At 40.4% G+C, this 20,433-nt stretch carries 27 protein-coding genes and 1 riboswitch; of the genes, 22 read left to right on the top strand and 5 right to left on the bottom strand.

Annotation, left to right across the window (positions count from 1 at the left end):
- The first annotated feature begins 124 nt into the window (after nucleotides 1-124).
- The 7 genes from nifX to ACM0OP_RS19555 all read left to right on the top strand — a co-directional run bounded on the left by nifX (nucleotide 125) and on the right by ACM0OP_RS19555 (nucleotide 3,360).
- On the top strand, nucleotides 125-514 hold the full coding sequence (nifX, locus tag ACM0OP_RS19585; RefSeq protein ID WP_414530096.1) for a nitrogen fixation protein NifX: 390 nt from the start codon (nucleotides 125-127) through the stop codon (nucleotides 512-514).
- 20 nt (nucleotides 515-534) lie between these two features.
- Entirely contained in the window at nucleotides 535-1,011 is a 477-nt protein-coding gene (locus tag ACM0OP_RS19580) for a NifX-associated nitrogen fixation protein (RefSeq protein WP_414530095.1), read from the top strand.
- A gap of 112 nt (nucleotides 1,012-1,123) precedes the next feature.
- The gene (locus tag ACM0OP_RS19575; protein ID WP_414530094.1) at nucleotides 1,124-1,342 is read left to right on the top strand and encodes a CCE_0567 family metalloprotein; all 219 of its coding nucleotides are present in this window, start codon (nucleotides 1,124-1,126) and stop codon (nucleotides 1,340-1,342) included.
- A complete protein-coding gene (nifW, locus tag ACM0OP_RS19570; protein WP_414530093.1) occupies nucleotides 1,339-1,656 on the top strand; it encodes a nitrogenase-stabilizing/protective protein NifW in 318 nt (105 codons plus the stop codon). The genes ACM0OP_RS19575 and nifW overlap by 4 nt, the downstream gene beginning before the upstream one ends.
- Before the next feature lie 10 nt (nucleotides 1,657-1,666).
- A complete protein-coding gene (locus tag ACM0OP_RS19565; RefSeq protein ID WP_414530092.1) occupies nucleotides 1,667-2,467 on the top strand; it encodes a HesA/MoeB/ThiF family protein in 801 nt (266 codons plus the stop codon).
- Nucleotides 2,468-2,554: 87 nt separating this feature from the next.
- Entirely contained in the window at nucleotides 2,555-2,926 is a 372-nt protein-coding gene (locus tag ACM0OP_RS19560) for a HesB/IscA family protein (protein WP_414530091.1), read from the top strand.
- 134 nt (nucleotides 2,927-3,060) lie between these two features.
- Nucleotides 3,061-3,360 (top strand): 2Fe-2S iron-sulfur cluster-binding protein, encoded by a 300-nt coding sequence (locus ACM0OP_RS19555; protein WP_414530090.1) that lies wholly within the window; start codon nucleotides 3,061-3,063, stop codon nucleotides 3,358-3,360.
- Between the two features lie 283 nt (nucleotides 3,361-3,643).
- Here the strand turns inward: ACM0OP_RS19555 and ACM0OP_RS19550 are convergent, their stop codons facing one another.
- Nucleotides 3,644-4,051, bottom strand: coding sequence for a DUF1636 domain-containing protein (locus ACM0OP_RS19550; protein WP_414530089.1), 408 nt, complete (start codon nucleotides 4,049-4,051; stop codon nucleotides 3,644-3,646).
- 22 nt (nucleotides 4,052-4,073) lie between these two features.
- Nucleotides 4,074-4,227: riboswitch (cobalamin riboswitch) on the bottom strand.
- Between the two features lie 876 nt (nucleotides 4,228-5,103).
- Here ACM0OP_RS19550 and ACM0OP_RS19545 point away from each other — a divergent pair.
- The 3 genes from ACM0OP_RS19545 to ACM0OP_RS19535 are packed head-to-tail and all read left to right on the top strand — an operon-like array spanning nucleotide 5,104 to nucleotide 7,237.
- Complete coding sequence (locus ACM0OP_RS19545; protein WP_414530088.1) at nucleotides 5,104-5,571, top strand: ankyrin repeat domain-containing protein; 468 nt, start codon at nucleotides 5,104-5,106, stop codon at nucleotides 5,569-5,571.
- Nucleotides 5,555-6,841, top strand: a complete 1,287-nt coding sequence (locus ACM0OP_RS19540) for a nitroreductase family protein (protein ID WP_414530087.1) — start codon at nucleotides 5,555-5,557, stop codon at nucleotides 6,839-6,841. Before ACM0OP_RS19545 ends, ACM0OP_RS19540 begins: the two co-directional genes overlap by 17 nt.
- Before the next feature lie 18 nt (nucleotides 6,842-6,859).
- Nucleotides 6,860-7,237: a hypothetical protein gene (locus ACM0OP_RS19535; RefSeq protein ID WP_414530086.1), complete on the top strand. Its 378-nt coding sequence runs from the start codon at nucleotides 6,860-6,862 to the stop codon at nucleotides 7,235-7,237.
- Nucleotides 7,238-7,413: 176 nt separating this feature from the next.
- Here ACM0OP_RS19535 and ACM0OP_RS19530 read toward each other — a convergent pair whose 3' ends face one another.
- Both ACM0OP_RS19530 and ACM0OP_RS19525 read right to left on the bottom strand, forming a co-directional pair.
- On the bottom strand, nucleotides 7,414-7,905 hold the full coding sequence (locus ACM0OP_RS19530; protein WP_414530085.1) for a hydrogenase maturation protease: 492 nt from the start codon (nucleotides 7,903-7,905) through the stop codon (nucleotides 7,414-7,416).
- 91 nt (nucleotides 7,906-7,996) lie between these two features.
- On the bottom strand, nucleotides 7,997-8,419 hold the full coding sequence (locus ACM0OP_RS19525; protein ID WP_414530084.1) for a hypothetical protein: 423 nt from the start codon (nucleotides 8,417-8,419) through the stop codon (nucleotides 7,997-7,999).
- A gap of 276 nt (nucleotides 8,420-8,695) precedes the next feature.
- Between ACM0OP_RS19525 and ACM0OP_RS19520 the strand changes: the two genes are divergently transcribed.
- From ACM0OP_RS19520 to ACM0OP_RS19500, 5 genes are all read left to right on the top strand, one after another.
- Entirely contained in the window at nucleotides 8,696-8,899 is a 204-nt protein-coding gene (locus tag ACM0OP_RS19520; RefSeq protein ID WP_414530083.1) for a hypothetical protein, read from the top strand.
- Between the two features lie 10 nt (nucleotides 8,900-8,909).
- The gene (locus tag ACM0OP_RS19515) at nucleotides 8,910-9,317 is read left to right on the top strand and encodes a pepsin/retropepsin-like aspartic protease family protein (protein ID WP_414530082.1); all 408 of its coding nucleotides are present in this window, start codon (nucleotides 8,910-8,912) and stop codon (nucleotides 9,315-9,317) included.
- Nucleotides 9,318-9,474: 157 nt separating this feature from the next.
- Nucleotides 9,475-9,702, top strand: a complete 228-nt coding sequence (locus tag ACM0OP_RS19510) for an addiction module protein (RefSeq protein ID WP_414530098.1) — start codon at nucleotides 9,475-9,477, stop codon at nucleotides 9,700-9,702.
- A 92-nt stretch (nucleotides 9,703-9,794) separates the two neighbouring features.
- Nucleotides 9,795-9,995, top strand: a complete 201-nt coding sequence (locus ACM0OP_RS19505; protein ID WP_414530097.1) for a hypothetical protein — start codon at nucleotides 9,795-9,797, stop codon at nucleotides 9,993-9,995.
- Between the two features lie 129 nt (nucleotides 9,996-10,124).
- Nucleotides 10,125-10,685 carry a hypothetical protein gene (locus tag ACM0OP_RS19500; protein ID WP_414530081.1) on the top strand — a complete coding sequence of 187 codons (561 nt, stop codon included), beginning with the start codon at nucleotides 10,125-10,127 and terminating at the stop codon, nucleotides 10,683-10,685.
- Between the two features lie 129 nt (nucleotides 10,686-10,814).
- Here ACM0OP_RS19500 and ACM0OP_RS19495 read toward each other — a convergent pair whose 3' ends face one another.
- Together ACM0OP_RS19495 and ACM0OP_RS19490 are read right to left on the bottom strand one after the other, a co-directional pair.
- On the bottom strand, nucleotides 10,815-12,410 hold the full coding sequence (locus ACM0OP_RS19495) for a nickel-dependent hydrogenase large subunit (RefSeq protein WP_414530080.1): 1,596 nt from the start codon (nucleotides 12,408-12,410) through the stop codon (nucleotides 10,815-10,817).
- Between the two features lie 82 nt (nucleotides 12,411-12,492).
- The gene (locus ACM0OP_RS19490; RefSeq protein ID WP_414530079.1) at nucleotides 12,493-13,455 is read right to left on the bottom strand and encodes an NADH-quinone oxidoreductase subunit B family protein; all 963 of its coding nucleotides are present in this window, start codon (nucleotides 13,453-13,455) and stop codon (nucleotides 12,493-12,495) included.
- A 430-nt stretch (nucleotides 13,456-13,885) separates the two neighbouring features.
- On the opposite strand from ACM0OP_RS19490, the gene ACM0OP_RS19485 reads away from it, so the two are divergent.
- The 7 genes from ACM0OP_RS19485 to ACM0OP_RS19455 all read left to right on the top strand — a co-directional run bounded on the left by ACM0OP_RS19485 (nucleotide 13,886) and on the right by ACM0OP_RS19455 (nucleotide 20,304).
- Nucleotides 13,886-14,863, top strand: coding sequence for a hypothetical protein (locus ACM0OP_RS19485; protein ID WP_414530078.1), 978 nt, complete (start codon nucleotides 13,886-13,888; stop codon nucleotides 14,861-14,863).
- 34 nt (nucleotides 14,864-14,897) lie between these two features.
- Entirely contained in the window at nucleotides 14,898-15,164 is a 267-nt protein-coding gene (locus ACM0OP_RS19480) for an asr0689 family protein (RefSeq protein ID WP_414530077.1), read from the top strand.
- Between the two features lie 8 nt (nucleotides 15,165-15,172).
- Entirely contained in the window at nucleotides 15,173-15,397 is a 225-nt protein-coding gene (locus ACM0OP_RS19475) for a hypothetical protein (RefSeq protein ID WP_414530076.1), read from the top strand.
- 78 nt (nucleotides 15,398-15,475) lie between these two features.
- Nucleotides 15,476-16,312: a NifU family protein gene (locus ACM0OP_RS19470; protein WP_414530075.1), complete on the top strand. Its 837-nt coding sequence runs from the start codon at nucleotides 15,476-15,478 to the stop codon at nucleotides 16,310-16,312.
- A gap of 77 nt (nucleotides 16,313-16,389) precedes the next feature.
- On the top strand, nucleotides 16,390-17,565 hold the full coding sequence (locus ACM0OP_RS19465) for an NHL repeat-containing protein (RefSeq protein ID WP_414530074.1): 1,176 nt from the start codon (nucleotides 16,390-16,392) through the stop codon (nucleotides 17,563-17,565).
- 39 nt (nucleotides 17,566-17,604) lie between these two features.
- On the top strand, nucleotides 17,605-19,992 hold the full coding sequence (hypF, locus tag ACM0OP_RS19460; protein ID WP_414530073.1) for a carbamoyltransferase HypF: 2,388 nt from the start codon (nucleotides 17,605-17,607) through the stop codon (nucleotides 19,990-19,992).
- 51 nt (nucleotides 19,993-20,043) lie between these two features.
- The gene (locus tag ACM0OP_RS19455; RefSeq protein WP_414530072.1) at nucleotides 20,044-20,304 is read left to right on the top strand and encodes a HypC/HybG/HupF family hydrogenase formation chaperone; all 261 of its coding nucleotides are present in this window, start codon (nucleotides 20,044-20,046) and stop codon (nucleotides 20,302-20,304) included.
- Nucleotides 20,305-20,433 lie beyond the last annotated feature (129 nt).

The following is a 20,433-nucleotide window of genomic DNA, read 5'->3' as shown; positions in this document are numbered from 1 at the left end:
CCCGATACCCGATACCCGATACCCGATACCCGATACCCGATACCCGATACCCGATCCCTGATACCCAATCCCCGATACCCGATCCCTGATACCCAATCCCCAATCCTTAATTCAGGAAAAGAGAATGAAAATTGCCTTTACCACCACTGACCGGATTCATATTAATGCTCACTTCGGATGGGCAAAAGAAATTGATATTTATGAAATCTCTGACGAGGGATATCAATTTCTAGAAACCCTAAAATTTGAAGGTGATCTCAAAGAAGATGGTAACGAAGATAAAATCACTCCCAAACTTGATGCTTTGGTTGATTGTACCATCGTTTATGTCACAGCAATTGGTGGTAGTGCCGCCGCTCGTTTAATTAAGAAAGGCGTTACCCCAGTCAAAGCTAAATCAGAAGCAGAAGAAATTAGTGAAGTCTTGGAAAAACTGGTTAAAACCCTCAAGGGTAATCCTCCACCTTGGTTGCGTAAAGCCTTAAGACAAACTACTCCCAACTTTACAGATTAATTTGAACTTAAAGCCAAGCCATGAGTACAAATAATAGTGTCAACGGCAGCACTGATACAGTAGTCTTGAACTCCCCTTTTCTCAAAACATTAGTTCAACAGATTCGGGGGCAAGATACTTATGGAGTTTATCGTAATTGGTCAGATGAATTAATTCTCAAACCTTTTGTTGTCACCAAACAAAAGAAGCGAGAAATTTCTCTTGAGGGTGAAGTTGATCCCATTACTCAAGCACGGATTATGGCATTTTTTCGGGCTGTAGCGGCTGATATTGAAAAAGAAACCAATCTCATTTCTCAGGTTGTGATTAACTTAAGCCATGAAGGATTTGGCTGGGCGCTGGTTTTTTCTGGTCGTCTCTTATTAGCTAAAAAAGCCTTACGTGATGCTCATCGCTTTGGTTTTGAATCCTTGGAAAAATTGGCAGAAGAAGGGGAAACCTACGTCAAAAAAGGTGTTGAGCTAGGCAAGAATTTTGCTGAAGTTGGCAACATTTAAAACTGCCTAAAAACTTAATTTATCTTAGTGTCTTTGTGGTCATAATTATGCCTTTACCACCAAGGCACAAGGATGTTTGTTGCTTGCTCAACTTAATTATTAGGAGTAATGAATGGCGCAAGTGAGCGAAACAAGTATTGAAGAAATCAAAACCAAAATTAAGCGGCTCAATAGTAAAGCAGGTCAAATGAAAATGGATCTGCATGATTTAGCAGAAGGTCTGCCCACAGATTACAAAACTCTGATGGATGTGGCCGCTGCAACTTATAAAATCTATCAACAGCTAGATGAGCTAAAGCAACAGCTAAAAACAATGGAGAATGATCAATGACTGGAACTATGAATCAATTCAAAAAGCTTGTAGATGCGGAAGAATTTTTTCAATTCTTCAATTTGCCCTACGACAAAGAAAATGTAAATGTCAATCGTCTGCATATATTGAAGAAATTTTCGCAATTTATGGCAGAAGTTGATGATAATTCTCATGGTTTAACTTCAGCAGAAATACTCAATCAATATGCGTTAGCTTTGCAAAAAGCTCATGATCTTTTCCTGGAATCAACAGCTCATGAAGAAAAGCTGTTCAAAGTGTTTAATGACAAGCCAAAGAATGTAGTTACGCTGACAGAAATCACTTCTGATTAGGAGGTAAAAAGTGATCAACCTAACGCCTACCGAATTAGAACGCTATAGTCGCCAAATGATGCTACCAAATTTTGGCGAACTAGCTCAAAAACGCCTGAAGTCTGCGACGGTTTTGGTTACAGGTGTGGGGGGATTAGGCGGTACGGCGGCGCTTTACTTAGCAGTAGCGGGCGTTGGGCGACTAATCTTAGTCCGGGGTGGTGATTTGCGTTTAGATGATATGAATCGTCAGATTTTAATGACTGATGATTGGGTCGGTAAACCAAGGGTATTCAAGGCTAAAGAAACTCTGGAGGGTATCAATCCTGATATCCAAGTGGAAGTAGTTCATGATTATATCACCCCGGAAAATGTAGATTCCTTAGTACAATCGGCTGATATGGCGCTGGATTGCGCGCACAATTTTACGGAACGTAATTTGCTAAATGCAGCTTGTGTGCGCTGGCGTAAACCGATGGTGGAAGCTGCAATGGATGGGATGGAGGCTTATCTGACTACGATTATTCCGGGTGTGACTCCTTGTTTATCCTGTCTGTTTCCAGAAAAACCGGAATGGGATAGACGCGCTTTTTCAGTTCTGGGCGCTGTCTCTGGGACACTTGCTTGTCTGACGGCGTTGGAGGCGATTAAGCTGATCACTGGATTTAGTCAACCTCTGTTATCGCAATTGCTGACTATTGATTTGAATCGTATGGAATTTGCCAAGCGTCGTTCTCAACGCGATCGCGCTTGTCCCGTGTGCGGTAACACTGCACCTTGGAGATACGGTCAACCTTCATCAATGGAACATACAAGCAATTGTACACACTAATCATTGGTTATTTGTTAACTGATAACTGTTAACTGACACCTACACCTGCATTCAAAATAACTTCATCGCAATACATCAGGAGTCCTAATGGCTGTTAGCTTAACAGAAAAAGCAGAGTTTCGTCTGCGGTCATTTATCAGAGGTTCTTCCCCTGACAATAATGACGCTTCAAAAGGCATCCGTATATCTGTAAAAGATGGTGGTTGCAACGGCTATGAATATGGAATTGATGTCACTAGCAAACCACAACCAGATGATTTGGTAATTCAGCAAGGTAATGTGTTGATTTACGTTGATGCTAAAAGTGCGCCGTTATTAGACGGGGTTGTGGTCGATTTTGTGGAAGGGGTAATGGAAAGTGGCTTTAAGTTCACTAACCCTAATGCAAGCGATACCTGCGGCTGTGGAAAATCTTTCAAAACAGATGATGGCACACCCACTGGTGTACCTTGCAAATAGTCGCCTATTTGGGGAATTTAGAAAAATACTTGTGTGGAATTTTTCTGAATTTCTGTTAGTACCAAATAGTCTTGAAAGCTTCCCAGCGAAATGACGTTCATCTAAATTCTATAAGTTTTGAGGAGAATCGGAAAATGGCTAGTTATCAAGTTAGATTAATCAACAAGAAGGAAGACTTAGACACCACAATTGAAGTGGATGAAGATACTAACATTGTGGATGCAGCAGAAGAACAGGGTATTGAATTACCTTTTTCTTGTCACTCAGGTTCTTGCTCTAGTTGCGTAGGTAAGATTGTTGAAGGTGAAATTGATCAATCTGAGCAAGTCTTTTTAGACGATGAGCAAATGTCGAAAGGTTTCGCTCTGTTGTGTGTTACTTATCCCCGTTCTAACTGCACAATCAAAACTCACCAAGAACCATATCTTGTGTAAATTAGGGAATCAGAAATAGGAGAGACAAACTATCTCTACACGTAGGTTTCAACTTGTGCTTATTCCCGAAGAATTGCTATTTTCCAGGTAGATAGAAACCTGATTTTTTCTATTAGCTATTGTCTTTTATTTTGTGGATAAGACTTATTTTGGGAATGAAGGATCAACTAATCCTTCATTTTTTTATAGTATTCCTGAGATATTACTGGTGCGATCGCTAAATAATCTATTTTTTACGCAGAGATTGGGTGCGATCGCCTCAATAATAATATTGTATTGTTAATTACTCATTTTGCGGCGACGGTGCGGGTATTCCTGGAATCCGGGCGAGAATACCGGTTTTGAGTGGTTCTGGACGTTCACTCCACGGTAACAAACCTGCTGGGTGTGCATAATATTTATTTGCACATTGGAATATACCATCAACGGCTGCGGGTAATAAATCAGCAGTAATATCACCAAATAGATAAGTTGATTTCCCATTTGCAGCAAAGGAAACAACACAAGCGCGATCGCAAGCGCTCATACATTGTACTGCTTCAATCACAAATTCCTGGTTTAATTCCCAATGGGCGTGAGCTGCTTCTAAGTGTTTAAGTAGCTTTTCTCCGCCACTTTCACCTACGCGCTTTCCACCCTCCCACGTACTTCCGCAAGTGGTACAAACAAACATGATATGTTGTGCTGTCATCTATGCCTCGTAGATTTTAGCTAAATTTACTTGTCTTTCGGCGGGCATTCTGACTTAGCTAATTTTAAATTTGGTTTCTGAAATTTCCCCTCAGAATCTAAAATTAGTTTACAGCTGCGGGACAGTGCCGGATTTACACCGAGCTTTCCCCTAGAACCGAACCTATTAAAATCTAGCATATTTTCGTTATTTTTATCACATTTTTACCCCCCTTAATCCCCCCTTACCAAGGGTGGAAACAAGAAAATCCAGTTCCCTCTCCTTTACAAGGGGCTACCGTGTACACACATCCTGATCCAAAAAGGGTTTGCAGCCCTAAAAACCCAATTTCACTCTAAATCCGTTTCCCCTCCTCGCTTGCGGGGAGGGGTTAGGGGTGGGGTCTTATGACAAAACCGACAATTTCCCGACTTGTGTGTACACAGTAGCCTTTACAAGGAGAGGGTTAGGGAGGGGTAAAAGAATATTTGATACATTAATCATTACTTATCAAACATCCTCTAAGTCACTTTTGGATAATATCACCTCTACAAAAATTGTGAAAAATCCTATTTCATTCCTGATATCTAAAACTTTTGCTGTATTTTTTACTGCATTTTTAACTTTTCTTTAGCCAATTCTGGTGAATATATCTTGGTATCTTTATAAATCATTCATAATTTAAACTTATCGAAATGATAATATATAAATAAGCTCAATTGTTGGCAGTGAACCTAAAGTTTAATCAAAAGTGATTACAAGGTTGTTGAACAAATTTCTACGGGAACTTTGGTGTAACTCAAAATAGAGCAATATCTCACATAGGAACAAGCTAAAAATAATCGGAATCTGCGTAAATACTCTCAGAAATAAACCAGATTGATTTAAGTAGGCAATAAATTTCACCAGATTTATAGGTAATAACTAATCAAATTTTTAGAGTTTACGGACTCTAATGATCTGGAATACCATAATTTTTGCTGAAAGATGGTAGGTATAGCAACCGCACTCCCTACTCCCTACTCCCCAGTATTTAAGTTTACGAGTCAATTCAGGAATATCAAGGATTAGTCATGAATCAGATCAAAAAGCAAAAAATCAGCGAAGTCACCAAGCAATGGTTAATTGCCAACTGCTATAATCCTGAGAATTTGAATCAAGCAGGAGAGAATGGCGATACAGCTTTGATGAAAGCGACTAGAGAAGGAGTATATGCAGTTGTCAAAGAATTGGTTGATTTAGGCGCGAATATTAATGCTAAAAACCATGACCGTAATAATGCTTTATGGTTTGCTTGTTTTGGCAATCATTATGAGTTAATTACTTTGCTATTAGCTGCGGAAATTAATATTGACAATCAAAATGATAATGGTGCAACTGTTTTAATGTATGCCGCATCAGCCGGAAAAACAGGTGTAGCTCAATTACTTTTAAAACACAAACCTAACTTGAATTTAAGAAATTTAGATGAGTATAGAGCGATAGATTTTGCCAGCAATGTAGAGGTTTTAAGGTTACTCAAAAATGCCGAAAGGTCATAATTTAGGCGCAGGTTTCCATAATCTAACTAAGCATTCTTATTTATCTGTACAGATTAACCCCAATTATGTAGATGCTTCTACTCAGCCAACTGCATTTAAAGTTTATCCCCAGTTTTATCGCCGGATAAAATTAAATCGCAACAATCCCCTGCATTCTTTTATCTGGTTAACTAGTGCAGTTACCTGGGAAAAGGCATATAAAGATGTACCCTATAAACTCGGTGTAAATCCATCAGCAGGGGCTTTATATCCTACGGAAATTTATGTCCAAATTCGCGGAATGTCGGGAATGTTGGATGGGATTTATCATCTAGAAGTTGAGAATAATTATCTAACTTTGATCTATGAATTAATTGATGATGGATTAGAAAGTTATATTATACCGGGTAAAAGTATCAAGGGATGCATTTTTTTAATTAGTTGTGTTTATTATAGGTCTAGCTGGAAATATCAGGATAGAAGCCTGAGATATTGCTTTTTAGATAGCGGTCATCATTTAGGTGCGATCGCAGCATCAGCTTATCTCCATAGCCAAGATATACAACTGATTTTTGACTTTGATAAACTGGCGCTGAATACAGTTTTAGGCTTTGAAAATAAAGAGTTTATTACTGCTGGGGTAATCTCTGGTGAAGTGCAAGAAAAACCAGTCAGAAGTTTAAGGCTAAAGGTTCCTTTTGTCTGTGGTACAGATTATTTTGAAGCTAATCAATTCATTGAAGACAGCTATAAAGTAACTGCTATCCAGGATAGTCTACGACAGCCATTAAAGCAGCCACAGTTTAACTTTGACCAGGATAAATTTTATCAAACTGTGTGGAATAGACGTTCAATTAGACGTTTCCGGAAACAGTTGATTTCTCAAGAAGATTATCTATATATCTGGCGACAAATCACACAACCTATACCAACAGAGCATTTTGATGATATCGAAATTTACTCTGTTGTACATCGAGTAGAGGGCATATTACCTGGCATATATAAAGGTACGCATCTGCTAAAAGCAGGGAATTTCCATGAACAAACTGGTTACTTATGCGTGAATCAGGCGATCGCTAGAGATGGCGCTGTAACTTTGTTCTTGGTATCTGACTATATAAATTATCAAACCGCCATGCAATTAGCTGGTTTTATTGGACAAAGAATTTATTTAGTTAGTAATTATTTGGGAATTGATTGTAGTGGAATTGGTGCGTTTTATGATGATGAAACTCAAGCATTATTAGAAACCACTAAAGATGTTCTCTATGGAATGGCTATTGGCAAATAACTAGGAATATAAAGAGAGATGACGCACAATAAGTTTTATTTTAATAGTGACGATTTCCATCATAAGCAGCCGACATCAGCAGATATTATCTTGCGACAACAACTAGAAGATTCTATTAGCAGGTATTTTTATGAAGGGTGCGATCGCACTATTCAAAATCTGCTATCTAATTGTCGCTGGTATGTCACCACCCGCGCTAACGCCATGACATTGGTGATTGAATGTCCAGATCAAGTTACTAACTGGCGAGTTTTGCAACAAATTGTGCCAATGGGAACATTACTCAACTCTATTATCAGCAGCGCTAAAATTCGTGTTTGTCCCCCAGATAGTCAAGGAATACCCTTTGAAATGAGAGTAGATGAACTTGCTGTTTATCGTGATTGGGCGGGATAAAGAAGCCAGGAAGGCGCAGGGGAAATTTTTTACCCAAAAATTTTAGAAACCTAACCCCTAGCCTCTCCTACAAGGCTAAGGTGTACACATATCCTGATCCAAAAAGGGGTGCGATGATTGTGGTAATCGTCACTAATTAAACGGACACAATATCAGAATTAGGACTAAAGTCCTAACTACGAACCAAGATTTTTAATTGAGTGGGATTTAGAGGATATGATTTCTATTAATTCTGCAAACACTAAATCAGCAGCATGGTGGACTACAGCACTTAATTCTAGTCCCAAATCAAGATTTGCGGCTTCAATTAGGTACACTGTCACATCTTGGGGAAAGTCGTTACCAAAGATTTTCTTACCTGCGGCTAAAGCATGATCCCAACGGAAATCATGTAAATTATAACTGGGTTCTGGTAAAGCCTCTAGTTCTTTTCCTGGAACTTTAAATACAGCACCTGGTTCTGAACCTGTGGAACTAGCATCAATAATGATTAATTGTTTGCTACCTCTAGCTTGAAACATAACATCCATTCCCCCAGTTCCACAGTCATAGACTCGGATATCAGGATGGGGATTTTTTGCGAGATATTTTTGTAGGCGTTGGGCTATAATTACGCCCACAGCGTCATCACTGCGGTTGAGATTACCGCAACCAATAATAGTTAGCAAGGGTGTTTAAATTAGGTAATGAGAATTGACAAAATCAGAGGCTTGGACTGATGTTACAGATAAAACCTCTGACAAATAAATTAGGGTGAAATTAAATTTTTACACCATATTTATTAGCAATTTCCATGAATTTCTCACATTGTTGTTGTGATGCATCTGTGATGATTATTTCTGCTTGTTGTGGAGTATTGCCATCTTTAGGAATTAAATACTTGACATAAAGGGCGATAAAATCGGCGATAACTGCCAAACCAGATAACCCATGTTGGTCAGCTTCCTTCCCCGCGATCGCAGCCACTAAACCTGCTTTAATCGGGTCTGGTTTCACCTTCATAAACTGGTCAACTAGCTGAGGAATATACTCGGCTGGGGGCAAGTTTTTTAACTTACTTTGATCTGGAGTAAATTCACATCCAGCCATTTTTGATTGTTCTAAAACACACCATTCTATGAACTCTTGTAGTGCGGCTTCAGGAAGGCGAGGAAGATATCTATGTAGCGCTATATCAGACACAAGCTTACGGGGTAAATTTATATTTTTTTGCAGTGCATTATGGCTAGTCTAACCCAATGATTCTCTGAATTTTAGTGTGTTACGCTACGAGATTTTAATAAATATTTAGACGATAAATTTACAAACCAGTGTGCTACAAATCAAATATGTAAATTGGTATTATATTCGGCTAATTTTCTGATCATTTGACAATACTCCCAACGTGTTAAAATTACTTAACCATGTTTAAGCTATGATTAAAGATAAACTAAGGAATTTAGTGATGGAGTACAAAATATGACATTAACTGAGCTACTTCCTGCTGTTCGGAAACTATCGGTATCAGAAAAACTTAAGCTCATTCGTATCTTGGCGGAAGAGTTGGACACCAGTGAAAATATTTCACCTCTAGAACCGTTTAAAACCTATGACTTACCGACACCCTACGATTCCTTTGGTGCAGGTGAAATTCTGATGCAAACTTTAAAAGAATCAGAATAGGTCTGACTAGATGCGATTTAAATACACTACCACCGACCCTTCCCAAAATGAATTTGATAGTTTACCACGTGTTCCACTGCGTCTTCGTCAGGGAGATAGAGCCGTTGAAGCTTTGGGATTAGTAGATAGTGGTGCAACTGTAAATGTTCTACCCTATGAAATTGGCATTGAGTTAGGTGCAGTATGGGATGAAAGAAAAGCGATTATTCAGTTAGCAGGAAACCTGAGCAATCTGCCGGCAATGCCATTTGTGGTAACTACTGAAATTAGTGATTTTGTACCAGTTAAACTAGTATTTGCCTGGGTAAAAAAAGCGAATACACCATTGATTCTCGGACAAACTAATTTTTTCCTGGAGTTTGATGTGTTTTTCTACCGTTCCAAACTTGAATTTGAGATTTCGCCAAAGTCTGAGTGAACAGTCTAAAGTTGGATCTTGCACCTCTATAAAATTAGACTATTAACTGGTTGTACTGAATCACAGGAGCGATCGCACTTGTTGGTGTTCTGAAAGCGATCGCTCATCTAAGATTATTGTTACAATGTAAACAAAATTCAGCCTTTTGTCACAAGCTATGCGGTCAATTGAGCAACTAACAGAAGAAATTTTATCTCTGCCTAGTGCCGCAAGAGCGCTTTTGGCAGAAAAAATATTAGAAAGTTTAGAATTTGATGTAGATACTAAAATTCAAACCGCTTGGACGACTGAAGCGAAGAGACGACGAGACGAAATTACAAGTGGTGCTGTACAACCCATTTCCGGAGATGAAGCTTTAGCTCAAGTGAGGCTATTGCTGGAGTAATGAAATATGTATTTCACCCAGAAGCACTGAACGAATATGCGGAGGCTGTTCAGTATTATTCACAACAACGCACTTAGGTAGCACAAGCATTTATTAATGCTGTTGAGGATGCAGTTTATCAGATAAGAGAGTCCCCTAATCGTTGGAGCTTAGTTGATGACAATGTTCGGCGATGTCTGACACGCAAGTTCACCTATGGTATTCTTTACACAATTGAACAAGATTATATTCTGATTCTGGCAGTTATGCACTGTAGCCGAGAGCCGGGATATTGGAAAAGTCGGCAAGGTTAGTTTGTGATTATTTGTGTTCTGAAAGCGATCGCCTATAATCAGTATTCTGCGTGATCTCTTTCAGTTGGGTGTAGCCCATTGCTTGTAGCTTGTGCAGGTTATCCAAAACTTTAAATTGGCATTTACCTTATGAGCAAGTCAAGTTTGTTTCCCGCTTGGCTACCTAAACCTAAGTCGTGGCTGATGGCTGTTAGGTTAGCAATACCAGCTTACTTTGGTGCAACCGTAGTTTTGGCATTTGAGTTCTGGCGCTATGCTTTTTTAGGAAGTCTTCTAGCCGTCACCAGTAACAATGGCCTAATTCCCTTCTTTGTGTTTTCTGTTATTGCGTTGGTGTTAGCTTTAATCTGGTTTCTGATTTTAACAGGAGTATATAAACTTTTACTCAAACTTCTGTGGTCAAATCCACCACAATGGCTGAGACTGCCAACATTTAAATCATTGGTTATTCGGGATTTTGGAATACTTGTGCTATCGCTTGTACCAATTCTTATTATTTTTACGATCTATATTTTATTTGTTACAAGTTATAGGCAAACCTTTAATGATTTCAGAACACCAAGATTAACCTATGATATTTTTCTGCTAAGATTTTTTTGGCTGTGGTTCATTTCTACTGCTTACCTTTACGAGTTGTCTACAAGAAAAAATATTGTGCGTGATAAAGCGAATAAACTCAAGAATCCTTAATACTCCAGTGGGAAAACAACACCTCACAAAAAAGCTAATGGCTAACCAAATAGTCACTAGCCATTAACTCATCTCCGCGAACCTTTGAGCTAACCTCCGCGCACCTTTGCGTTTAAACTCCCCCCTTCTCTACGCAGTCCGAAAACGCGCCAACTCCTCACCAGTCTTCGCATCATGGGCGTGAACAGTACACACCAAACAAGAATCAAAAGCTCGCGCTACGTGACCAACCTCCACAGGGTCGCTAGAATCGTAAATGGGTGTCCCTATCAAAGCCTCCTCAATGGGACCACGCTTACCCTCACCGTCACGGGGGCCAATATTCCAAGTACCAGGGGCAATTACTTGGTAATTTTTAATCTTACCGCCCTCTACCTCAACCCAGTGAGACAAAGCACCCCGCGCCGCTTCCGTTGCACCCCAACCCTTACCATCTTGTTCTGTAGGCTTAATATACCAAGGGTCATTTAATTTAAACTCACGTAAACAGTGTTCAGCTTGGCGATATAACTTGACAAGTTCGTGGACTCGTGCTAACTGACGGACGTGAACATTAGCACCGCCCATACTTTTGAAGACATCGAGTATAAACCCGTCATGGTGTTGCCAAGATTCACCGTGATGACCACCAGCTACTAATTGTCTAGCTAAGGGACCCGCTTCTAAACGTCCGAAATCTTTATGTAGGACAGCACTTGACCAAGAATAGGCATTTTCAAAGTCTTTGGTATTATTTGTTGTGGGTTTAGTGGTGCGATCGCTTGGATGAATATCTGCTGTACCCTCATCGTACCAGGAATGTGTGGTATTCTCCCGGATAAAGGATTGATCCATCAAAGTGTGAGTATCGCTGAAGCTGTCATATACCCCACCCTTCATGATCATCGCCGCATTTCGCCCTTCAATAGTGGGCTTTTGGTATTTATCCTCATGGGCTAAATATCCCCAAGTCACATACTTACCCACACCAGCGCCATATCTATCCAGACCGATATCTAAACCCATGCGCCAATAAAAACCCAAATCTGACTCACGATGATTGCGGTCTTCATCCAACCAGTCCATGAAATCATCATAGCTGCGGATTTGTTCGTAACGTTCCAATGAACAACCCAGCCACACTGGTTCTAACCAATTAGTGCGGAAATATTCCAGAATTGCCCAGGCGCGGGTAATGTCTGTCAGAGTGGGGGCGCACATCACACCACCAGGAACCATATAACTGCTGTGAGGCCATTGTCCCCCTAGAAGGGCATAGATTTCTACAGGTTTGGCAGAAATGGTTACACCGATTTCGTAAGACTTGCCAGTGTAAGCAGCAAATCTGCGACAAGCTTCTTCATAGTAGCGACTACGACGATATTTTTTATTAGTTAAGTCAATGGCAAATAAACCATAAAAATATCGAGGAATGCTTTGCATGGTTTCGGCAATTTGACCCAAATTTCTGGCCAAAATTGCATTGCGAGGCACTTCTGAACCCCATAGTGTATCTAATGCCCAAGATGCACTAGTTAAATGAGAACCACCGCAGATACCGCAAATACGGGGGGTGACAATTAATCCGGCTTGGGGGTCTTTACCTCGGAGAATAATTTCAAATCCCCGAAACAGTTCGGCGTGTGTCCAAGCGTTTACTACTCGCCCATCTTCAATATCGACGCGCACATCTAAATCGCCCTCAACTCTACCAACGGGCGAAATATCCAGTGTTTGAATTGTCATTCTCTCTCCTCTCTTTTAATTAATTAGGGAGTGGGGAGTAGGGGGAAGAAAGTTTTTAATCCCAGTACCCAGTACCCATTCCCTAAACTGTGAAAAAGTCTTCTTCTGCCCAGGCTGGTGCTGCGTCTTTGGCTACCATCGTCAGTATGGCGTAATCTTTGTTTTTGACTCCTGGTGGTAATTCCTTGGGAACACCCATGACTGTTTGGGTTTTAAATACGGTTCCTGGTTGGAGGTCAAAGAAGGGAAATTCTGGTTCTGTACAACCTAAACATGGCATTCCGACGCGGGTTTTGGAAGAAACACGGTTCCACAAAATGCGGTTGCAGGATGAGTGGGTCATGGGACCACGACACCCTAAATCATAAAATAGGCAACCTTTACGTTGACCAAATTCCCCGGTTGATGCTTTGTAAGCGAAGTGAACGTTACGAGTACAGCCTGTTTGGGTATATGTGTTGAAGAAGGTTTGAGGACGTTGCAAATCGTCTAGGGTGATGTCGGCCATGCGTCCGGTGGCGATCGCCACTAATATCTGCGTAATCCAATCAGGATGGGCGGGACATCCGGGAATATTGATCACAGGTAAACCGGCTTTAGAAACAAAGTCTTTGCCTAAAAACCCGCCTTTTTCACGCTTGAGAAACTGTAACCCTTCTGATTCGCTGGGGTTGGGTGACATGGCCGGGATTCCTCCCCAAGTTGCACAGTCGCCCACCGCAACAATGAATTTAGCCGCTTGGGAAAGGTCTGTTAACCAATCTTTCATGGGGCGATCGGCGAAGCGGTTCCATTCCCCAGTACCGTTGGGGGCATTTACAACACTGCCTTCAAAAACTAAGATATCTAGGGAAATTTTCCCTAAAACGCAATCCCAGAGGAGAGTTTGTAAGTCGTTACCCATTTGCAATCCCAAGGAGGGATGCCAAAGTACCTTAATACCAAAGTCAGCAATCAGATCGCAGACAGTTGGTTCTTCGGCGTTGAGAAATGACAAGGTGTTCCCTGAACACGCGCCACCTTGCAGCCATAGTACATTAGTCATTAGCTACACATTTATCTATTGTTAATCATGGTAGAGGTACGTGATCTGACTTGTAGATTATCACCTATTTATCAAGATTTATGATTTAGTATAATCTGTTTTTTTTTATAACTATATTTCATTAAAACAAAATTAATTATTATCTCAATATCGGGCAGTATATTCATAGTTGGTATCAGCAATTTAAAATAAATCTTAAGTATTTTAAGTGTTTAAAGCTGACATTAATATTCGCAATTTCCCCCTAGAATTTGAGCAAGAGATTGTCCTATAGTAAAAAAATTGATTTACTCTTTTGCAAGAGTATGGGGAAAGATGTTTCCTAGTTTCTATCAGGAAATATAGTGAAATAACTATGGGATTCAAAACCTGCGTAAATCCGCTTAGTGAATAAACCCAATTAATGGGCCTTGATCAACTAAAGGCAGTTATGAACCCCAGCATTACAGATTCAGCAGTTAAGGCGGCGATTGCAGCTATTAAATCAGAGTCAGCCACAGCAGCAGAAAAAATCGAGATGCTGATCGAAATGGCCCAAGGCTTTCATAAGCAGCCTAAAACTGCCCAAGATTTACGGAATGCTGTAGGGCTATATTACCGCGCATATCAGATGTGTGGTCAGGAGTACGCCCTATTGAAAGCCCGTGCTTTGGTGGGGATAGCAGGTACGTTACAGAGTATCCCTGAAGAAGGTTCTCAACTGCTATTGGAAGCTAAAGCTAACTATGAAGAGGCTTTGCCAATTTTACAACAATTAGCCTTGCCAGCAGAATTAGCAGAGGCACAGATGAATTATGGGTTGTTGTTGCAGTCCTTAGTACCATTTAATCAGGCACGGATGACCGACAGCATCCAAGCATATCACGAGGCTTTGCAGGTATTTACTTGGGAAGATTACCCACAAGAGTACGCGATTTTATACAATAACATTGCGATCGCCTACCTCTCCATGCCCATGACATCAGAACAAGAATACTTGCGTCAGGGTTTAGCAGTGCAGTCCTTTGAAGTGGCATTAAAGCATATTAACTTAATTGACCATCCCAGGGAATATGCAATGTTACAGAACAACTTGGGAAATGCGTTGCAATATTTAGTAAGTTCCCATCCTGTAGATAATAACTTACGTGCGATCGCCGCCTACGACGAAGCCTTAAAAGTGCGTAACCCTAGAGACACACCCCTAGAATACGCTAACACCATATCCAACAAAGCCAACGCCTTATTCAACATACCAGACAACCTAGAAAAACCAGAACTAAGCAATCCCAAAAACCTCCTCAAAGCCTATAGCTACTATCAAGAAGCTTGGGAAATATTCACCAAACATCAACAAATATCCCAAGCCGAAATTGTCGCCCAAGCCATACAAGACATAGAAGCAGAAATGCGCGTAAGTGTAGATTAATTTTACCTTTAGCAGCAATCATCGCAGAATCATCATGACAGATATTTTCAGCAACTCTCAAATTAGAGAAATTCTCACCACCTTACTAGCAAATGACTTAAACATAGCCACAGAATCCGCCGGGTTTTTCATAGCCATCATCTTCTCAATGATAGGTGGTGCTATTGGCGGAATGTTGCTAGCAGGAAAAGATATTGGTTATCAATTTTCCGCAACATTGGGTGCATTATTAGGCCCGGCTGGAATCATACCCGCCATCATCATTAGTTTTGCCATACTTAACCTCTTGAAAAACTACTAGGAGAAATCATGCTAGAAATTGGATGGCTATCAGCCAGACTATTTTTTAAAGGTAAACTCATCCGTGAACCAGGAGATTTCCTCAAACAAATTATCATTGGCACAACTGTCGGTGCAACCCTACTAATTCTATTATTCCAGATTCAACTTCCCCTATGGCTAGGAATCATCCTCTCTAGTTTAATCACAGGTGCAATCATGCCATTTCTCCTCAAAGACTTCAAAATGAAATAAACATCCCACAACTCATTATTCTGCGTCTCTGCGGTTCCTCATCAAAAACAATTAGACAACTAAACAAACAATCATGAAATGACACAACTCCAAAAATTAATTGCAGAAATCAATAGATTTGAAGCCATTATTGCCCAATGGGATGAAAGCCAAAGATGTGTAGCAGTAGGACTAAAAAGAGCAATTGAAGACCTACATAAAGCAGCATTAACCAACTTAATTAAAACAGTCAAACAAGAAGCAATGCCAGCTTTACGTCAAGCAGTAAATGATGAAGTAGTATATTCAGTCCTACTTTATCACGAACTAATCAAACCACCACAACCACCATTACTAGAAAGGATTCAAACAGCCCTAGAAGAAATTCGCCCCGGCTTAAAAAGCCATAACGGAGACGTAGAATTTATCGCCCTAAAAGCAGCCGATACAGTAGAAGTGAAATTAATTGGTAATTGCAGTAGTTGTTCCACTTCCACCTTAACTTTAACTCAAACTGTAGAACAGGCAATCAAAAATCATTGTCCAGAAATTACGCAAGTTATAGCAGTTAATCATCCTAATTCTGTCAATAACACAACCTTTTTACCAGAAGATACAGCCACTTGGGTAAAAGTCACAACAATTGATCAAATTCCCGAATCTGGAATATTAACAGGTCAAGTCGGAAAAAATTCTTTAATTTTATATCGTCAAGGTAGGAATATAACTTGTTACCTCAATGCTTGTCCCCATCTCGCCACCCCTTTGGATAGAGGAAAGCTAAAAAATAGTATTCTCACCTGTGCATCTCATAGCTTTGAGTATAACTTAGAAACCGGAGAATGTTTAACCGTTCCTGATATAACACTACAGTCTTATCCGGTACAAATTAAAAAAGAAAAAGTTTTCGTTCAACTACCAAAATATGCAATTTAATGATCAAATTGCCATCAGTGATACAAGATCACATTGCCCAATCAGTTTAAATAGTGATTAATGTTTATCTGCGGTGAATGAATATACCCATCAATATTAATCCTGCGTCACACTTATTACCCTTATCGCCTAATGGTGCAGAAGTTATTTTAGGTAATATAATTACAGCAGAAATATTAGCTATACCCATAGCACCTAGTCCCATAAATATGTTTGGTCCCCGTGGTGCTTGCTTATTCTCTGAAACTGGATCATTGTGGGTAGCAGATACAGGACATCATCGATTATTAGGATGGAAAAACTTACCCACCAGAGATAGTCAGCCGGCTGATTGGGTAATTGGACAACCAGACTTTTTTCATGAAGGACAAAACGCCAAAAGTTCACCAAGAAACAAGACTTTTAGTGTCCCTACGGGAATTTGTGCTTGTGGTACAGGTTTAGCGGTAGCTGATGCTTGGAATCATCGGATATTGATTTGGAAAAATGCACCTGAAGATAGTCATATTCCAGCAGATTTGGTGTTAGGACAAGCTGATTTTAGCCAAAATGACCCAAATAGAGGAACTCATCAAGCTGCTGCTAATACTATGCACTGGCCTTATGGTGTTTTCTATCATCAAGGTCGGCTATTTGTAGCTGATACGGGGAATCGCCGATTATTAATTTGGCATCAATTACCCACAGAAAATGGTCAACCTGCCGATTTAGTTTTAGGACAACCAGATATGACATCTCGCAATGAAAATGGCGGGAGTTCTCCTACTGCGGCGAGTATGCGTTGGTGTCATGATATAACGGTTTGGGAAGACAATTTAGTTGTTGCTGATGCAGGTAATCATCGAGTGATGATTTGGGAGGGCATACCTACAGAAAATAATGCCCCTTGTGCGGTGGTTTTAGGACAAAAAAGTTTTGATTCTGTGGAGATGAATCAAGGGGTTTATTTGCCTAATGCTAGTAGTTTAAGTATGCCTTATGGTGTAGGAGTTGGTAATGATTGGTTGTTAGTTGCTGATACTGCTAATTCCCGGTTGTTAGGATGGAAAAGGTCGGAGTCTCTATTATTATCAGGGGCGGTTGCTGAGGGTTTGGCGGGACAAATTCATTTTAAATCTAAGGGTGAAAATCGAGATTTTGGTTTACCTGGGCGAGATAGTTTGAATTGGTGTTATGGGGTGCAGGTTTGTGGTGATGTTGCGGTGGTTGCTGATTCTGGGAATAATCGGGTTTTGTTGTGGCGGTTGGAGTGAGAGTTTCACGCAGAGACGCAGAGGCGCAAAGAATGAGGTATGGAAGATTTGGTGAGGGAAGAAATCAGGATTCGGGGGACTGTTCAAGGTGTGGGTTTTCGCCCTACTGTTTATCGTCTGGCTAAGGTTTGTAGGTTGTTGGGTGATGTTTGTAATGATGGTGAGGGGGTTTTAATTCGGGTATCTGGAAGTGAGGCGGCTATTACTGAGTTTGTGGGGCGACTATATATAGAATGTCCTCCTTTGGGGAAAATTCAGGAGTTGATTCGCACATCTTATACAGGGGTGTGGAATTTTCATGATTTTGTGATTTCTCATAGTGTGAGTAATTCTGTAACTACGGAAATTACCCCTGATGCGGCGACTTGTCCCCAATGTCAACAGGAAATTTTTGACCCTTTTAGTCGGTTTTTTCGTTACCCTTTCACTAATTGCACTCATTGTGGTCCCCGCTTCAGTATTATTCGGGGGATTCCTTACGATAGATGCAATACCAGTATGTCTGCGTTTGTGATGTGTGCTGAGTGTGAACAGGAGTATGAAAATGTGGAAAATCGGCGTTTTCACGCCCAACCTGTAGCTTGTCATACTTGCGGTCCCACGGCTTGGTTAGAACGGGCTGATGGTAAGCCTGTGACGGCTTCGATGTTCTCAATGTTGGATGATGTGGATGCTGTTTGTACTTTGTTACAGAAGGGCGAAATTGTGGCTATTAAGGGCTTGGGTGGGATTCACCTGGCTTGTGATGGGACTCAAGAAGCTACTGTACAGAAATTGCGTCAGCGTAAACACCGTGATCATAAACCTTTGGCTTTAATGGCGCGGGATATCGAAGTAATTGCAGAATATTGTCATATTAACCCTAAAGAAGCAGCATTATTAACAAGTCCCGCCGCCCCTATTGTGTTGTTGGAGAAAAAAAGACTGGGGACTGGGAATCAAGAGATAATTCCTAAGTTTCCTATTGCATATTCAGTTGCGCCTGGGCAAAATATGCTGGGTTTTATGTTACCTTATACGCCTTTACATCATTTAATTTTGCGGCGGATGAATCGCCCCATTGTGTTAACAAGTGGAAATATTGCTGATGAACCCCAATGTATTGATAATGGAGAAGGGAGAGAAAAGTTAGGTAACATTGCTGATTATTTTCTATTGCATAATCGGGATATTGTCAACCGAGTTGATGATTCTGTTGTGCGGGTGATTAATCATCAAGTAAAAATGATTCGCCGGGCTAGGGGATATGCACCAGCACCGATTATTTTACCACCGGGATTTGAGAAGGTCACGCCTGTTTTAGCAATGGGTAGTGAGTTAAAAAATACTTTTTGTTTATTGCGGGATAAGCAAGCAATTGTTTCACAACATTTAGGTGATTTAGCCAATGCTGAGGCTTTCCATAGCTATCAAGATACACTCAACTTATATTTAAATTTATTTGAGCATCAACCAGAGGCGATCGCAGTTGATCAACATCCAGAATATCTTGCCACGAAACTCGGTAAAGAACTAGCAGATGTTAATAAACTTAAACTGCATCATATCCAACATCATCACGCCCATATTGCTGCTTGTATGGCAGAAAACGGTATACCTTTAAATGCACCCCAAGTATTAGGTATTGCCTTGGATGGATTAGGTTATGGGGAAGATGGTAAATTATGGGGGGGAGAATTTCTCTTAGCAGACTACCGGAAATTTCAACGCCTCGCAACATTTAAACCAGTACCAATGATTGGCGGAGAAAAAGCCATTTATCAACCTTGGCGTAACACTTATGCCCATTTACTTAGTGCCGATATTTGGGATGATTGCCAACAAAAATATCCTGACTTGGAAATTATCAAATTTTTACAGCAACAGCCACTAGAGGTACTGAAACAAGCCGTAGAACAAGGAATTAACTCACCCCCAGCCTCATCCGTAGGGAGGTTATTTGATGCAGTAGCTGCGGCTATAGGGATTTATCCAGAAGAATGTAGCTATGAAGGACAAGCTGCGATCGCAATGGAAGCCTTAGTTGATCCTAGCAAATTAAATAATCATGAAGAAACACTAAACTATCCTTTTCATCTTAACTTTTCAGATAGCATTTATTATATAGACTACAAAGCAATGTGGCAAGCCATACTTCAAGACTTACAAAAACAGATTACTCAATCAGACATAGCCACAAAATTCCATAAAAGTTTAGCTCAAATTATTGTTAATGTAGTTAAACATCTTCGTCAAGAAAATCTGATTAATCAAGTTGTATTAACCGGAGGAGTATTTCAGAACAGTATTTTATTAATACAAGTTACCCAAAGCCTAGAGAACTTAGGAATAAACGTCCTAACCCATAGATTACTCCCTACAAACGACGGCAACATTTCACTAGGACAAGCAATAATTACAGCCGCCCAATTAACAGCTAAATCCTAATCTTTCCTCTGCGCCTCTGTGGTTCGATTCATAAATTCCAGGAAAACAAAAATGTGCTTAGGAATCCCCGGACAAATAATAGAAATCAGCGACATCAAAAATAAACTAGCCATAGTAAACATAGCCGGAGTCAAACGCCAAGTAAACATAGCCTGCATAGTCAACGAAGAACATCCCCCCGAAAAATGTATAGGAGACTGGGTATTAGTTCACGTAGGCTTCGCCATGAATCGTATCAACGAACAAGAAGCAGCCGAAACATTAAAACTACTAGAAGAACTAGCAACCGCCCAAACCCAAATAACTAACTAATATCATGTCCGTTTAATTAGTTACGATTACCAAAATCATGTCACCCCACCCCCAACCCCTCCCCTCCTCCCTTGGGCTACGGTGTACACACAAGTAGAAGTAAACTACTAGGGGAGGGGACTTTATGAG

Source organism: Nodularia chucula CCY0103 (assembly GCF_963923915.1).
Taxonomy (GTDB): Bacteria; Cyanobacteriota; Cyanobacteriia; order Cyanobacteriales; family Nostocaceae; genus Nodularia; species Nodularia chucula.
This window is presented reverse-complemented; position numbering and strand designations above follow the sequence as displayed.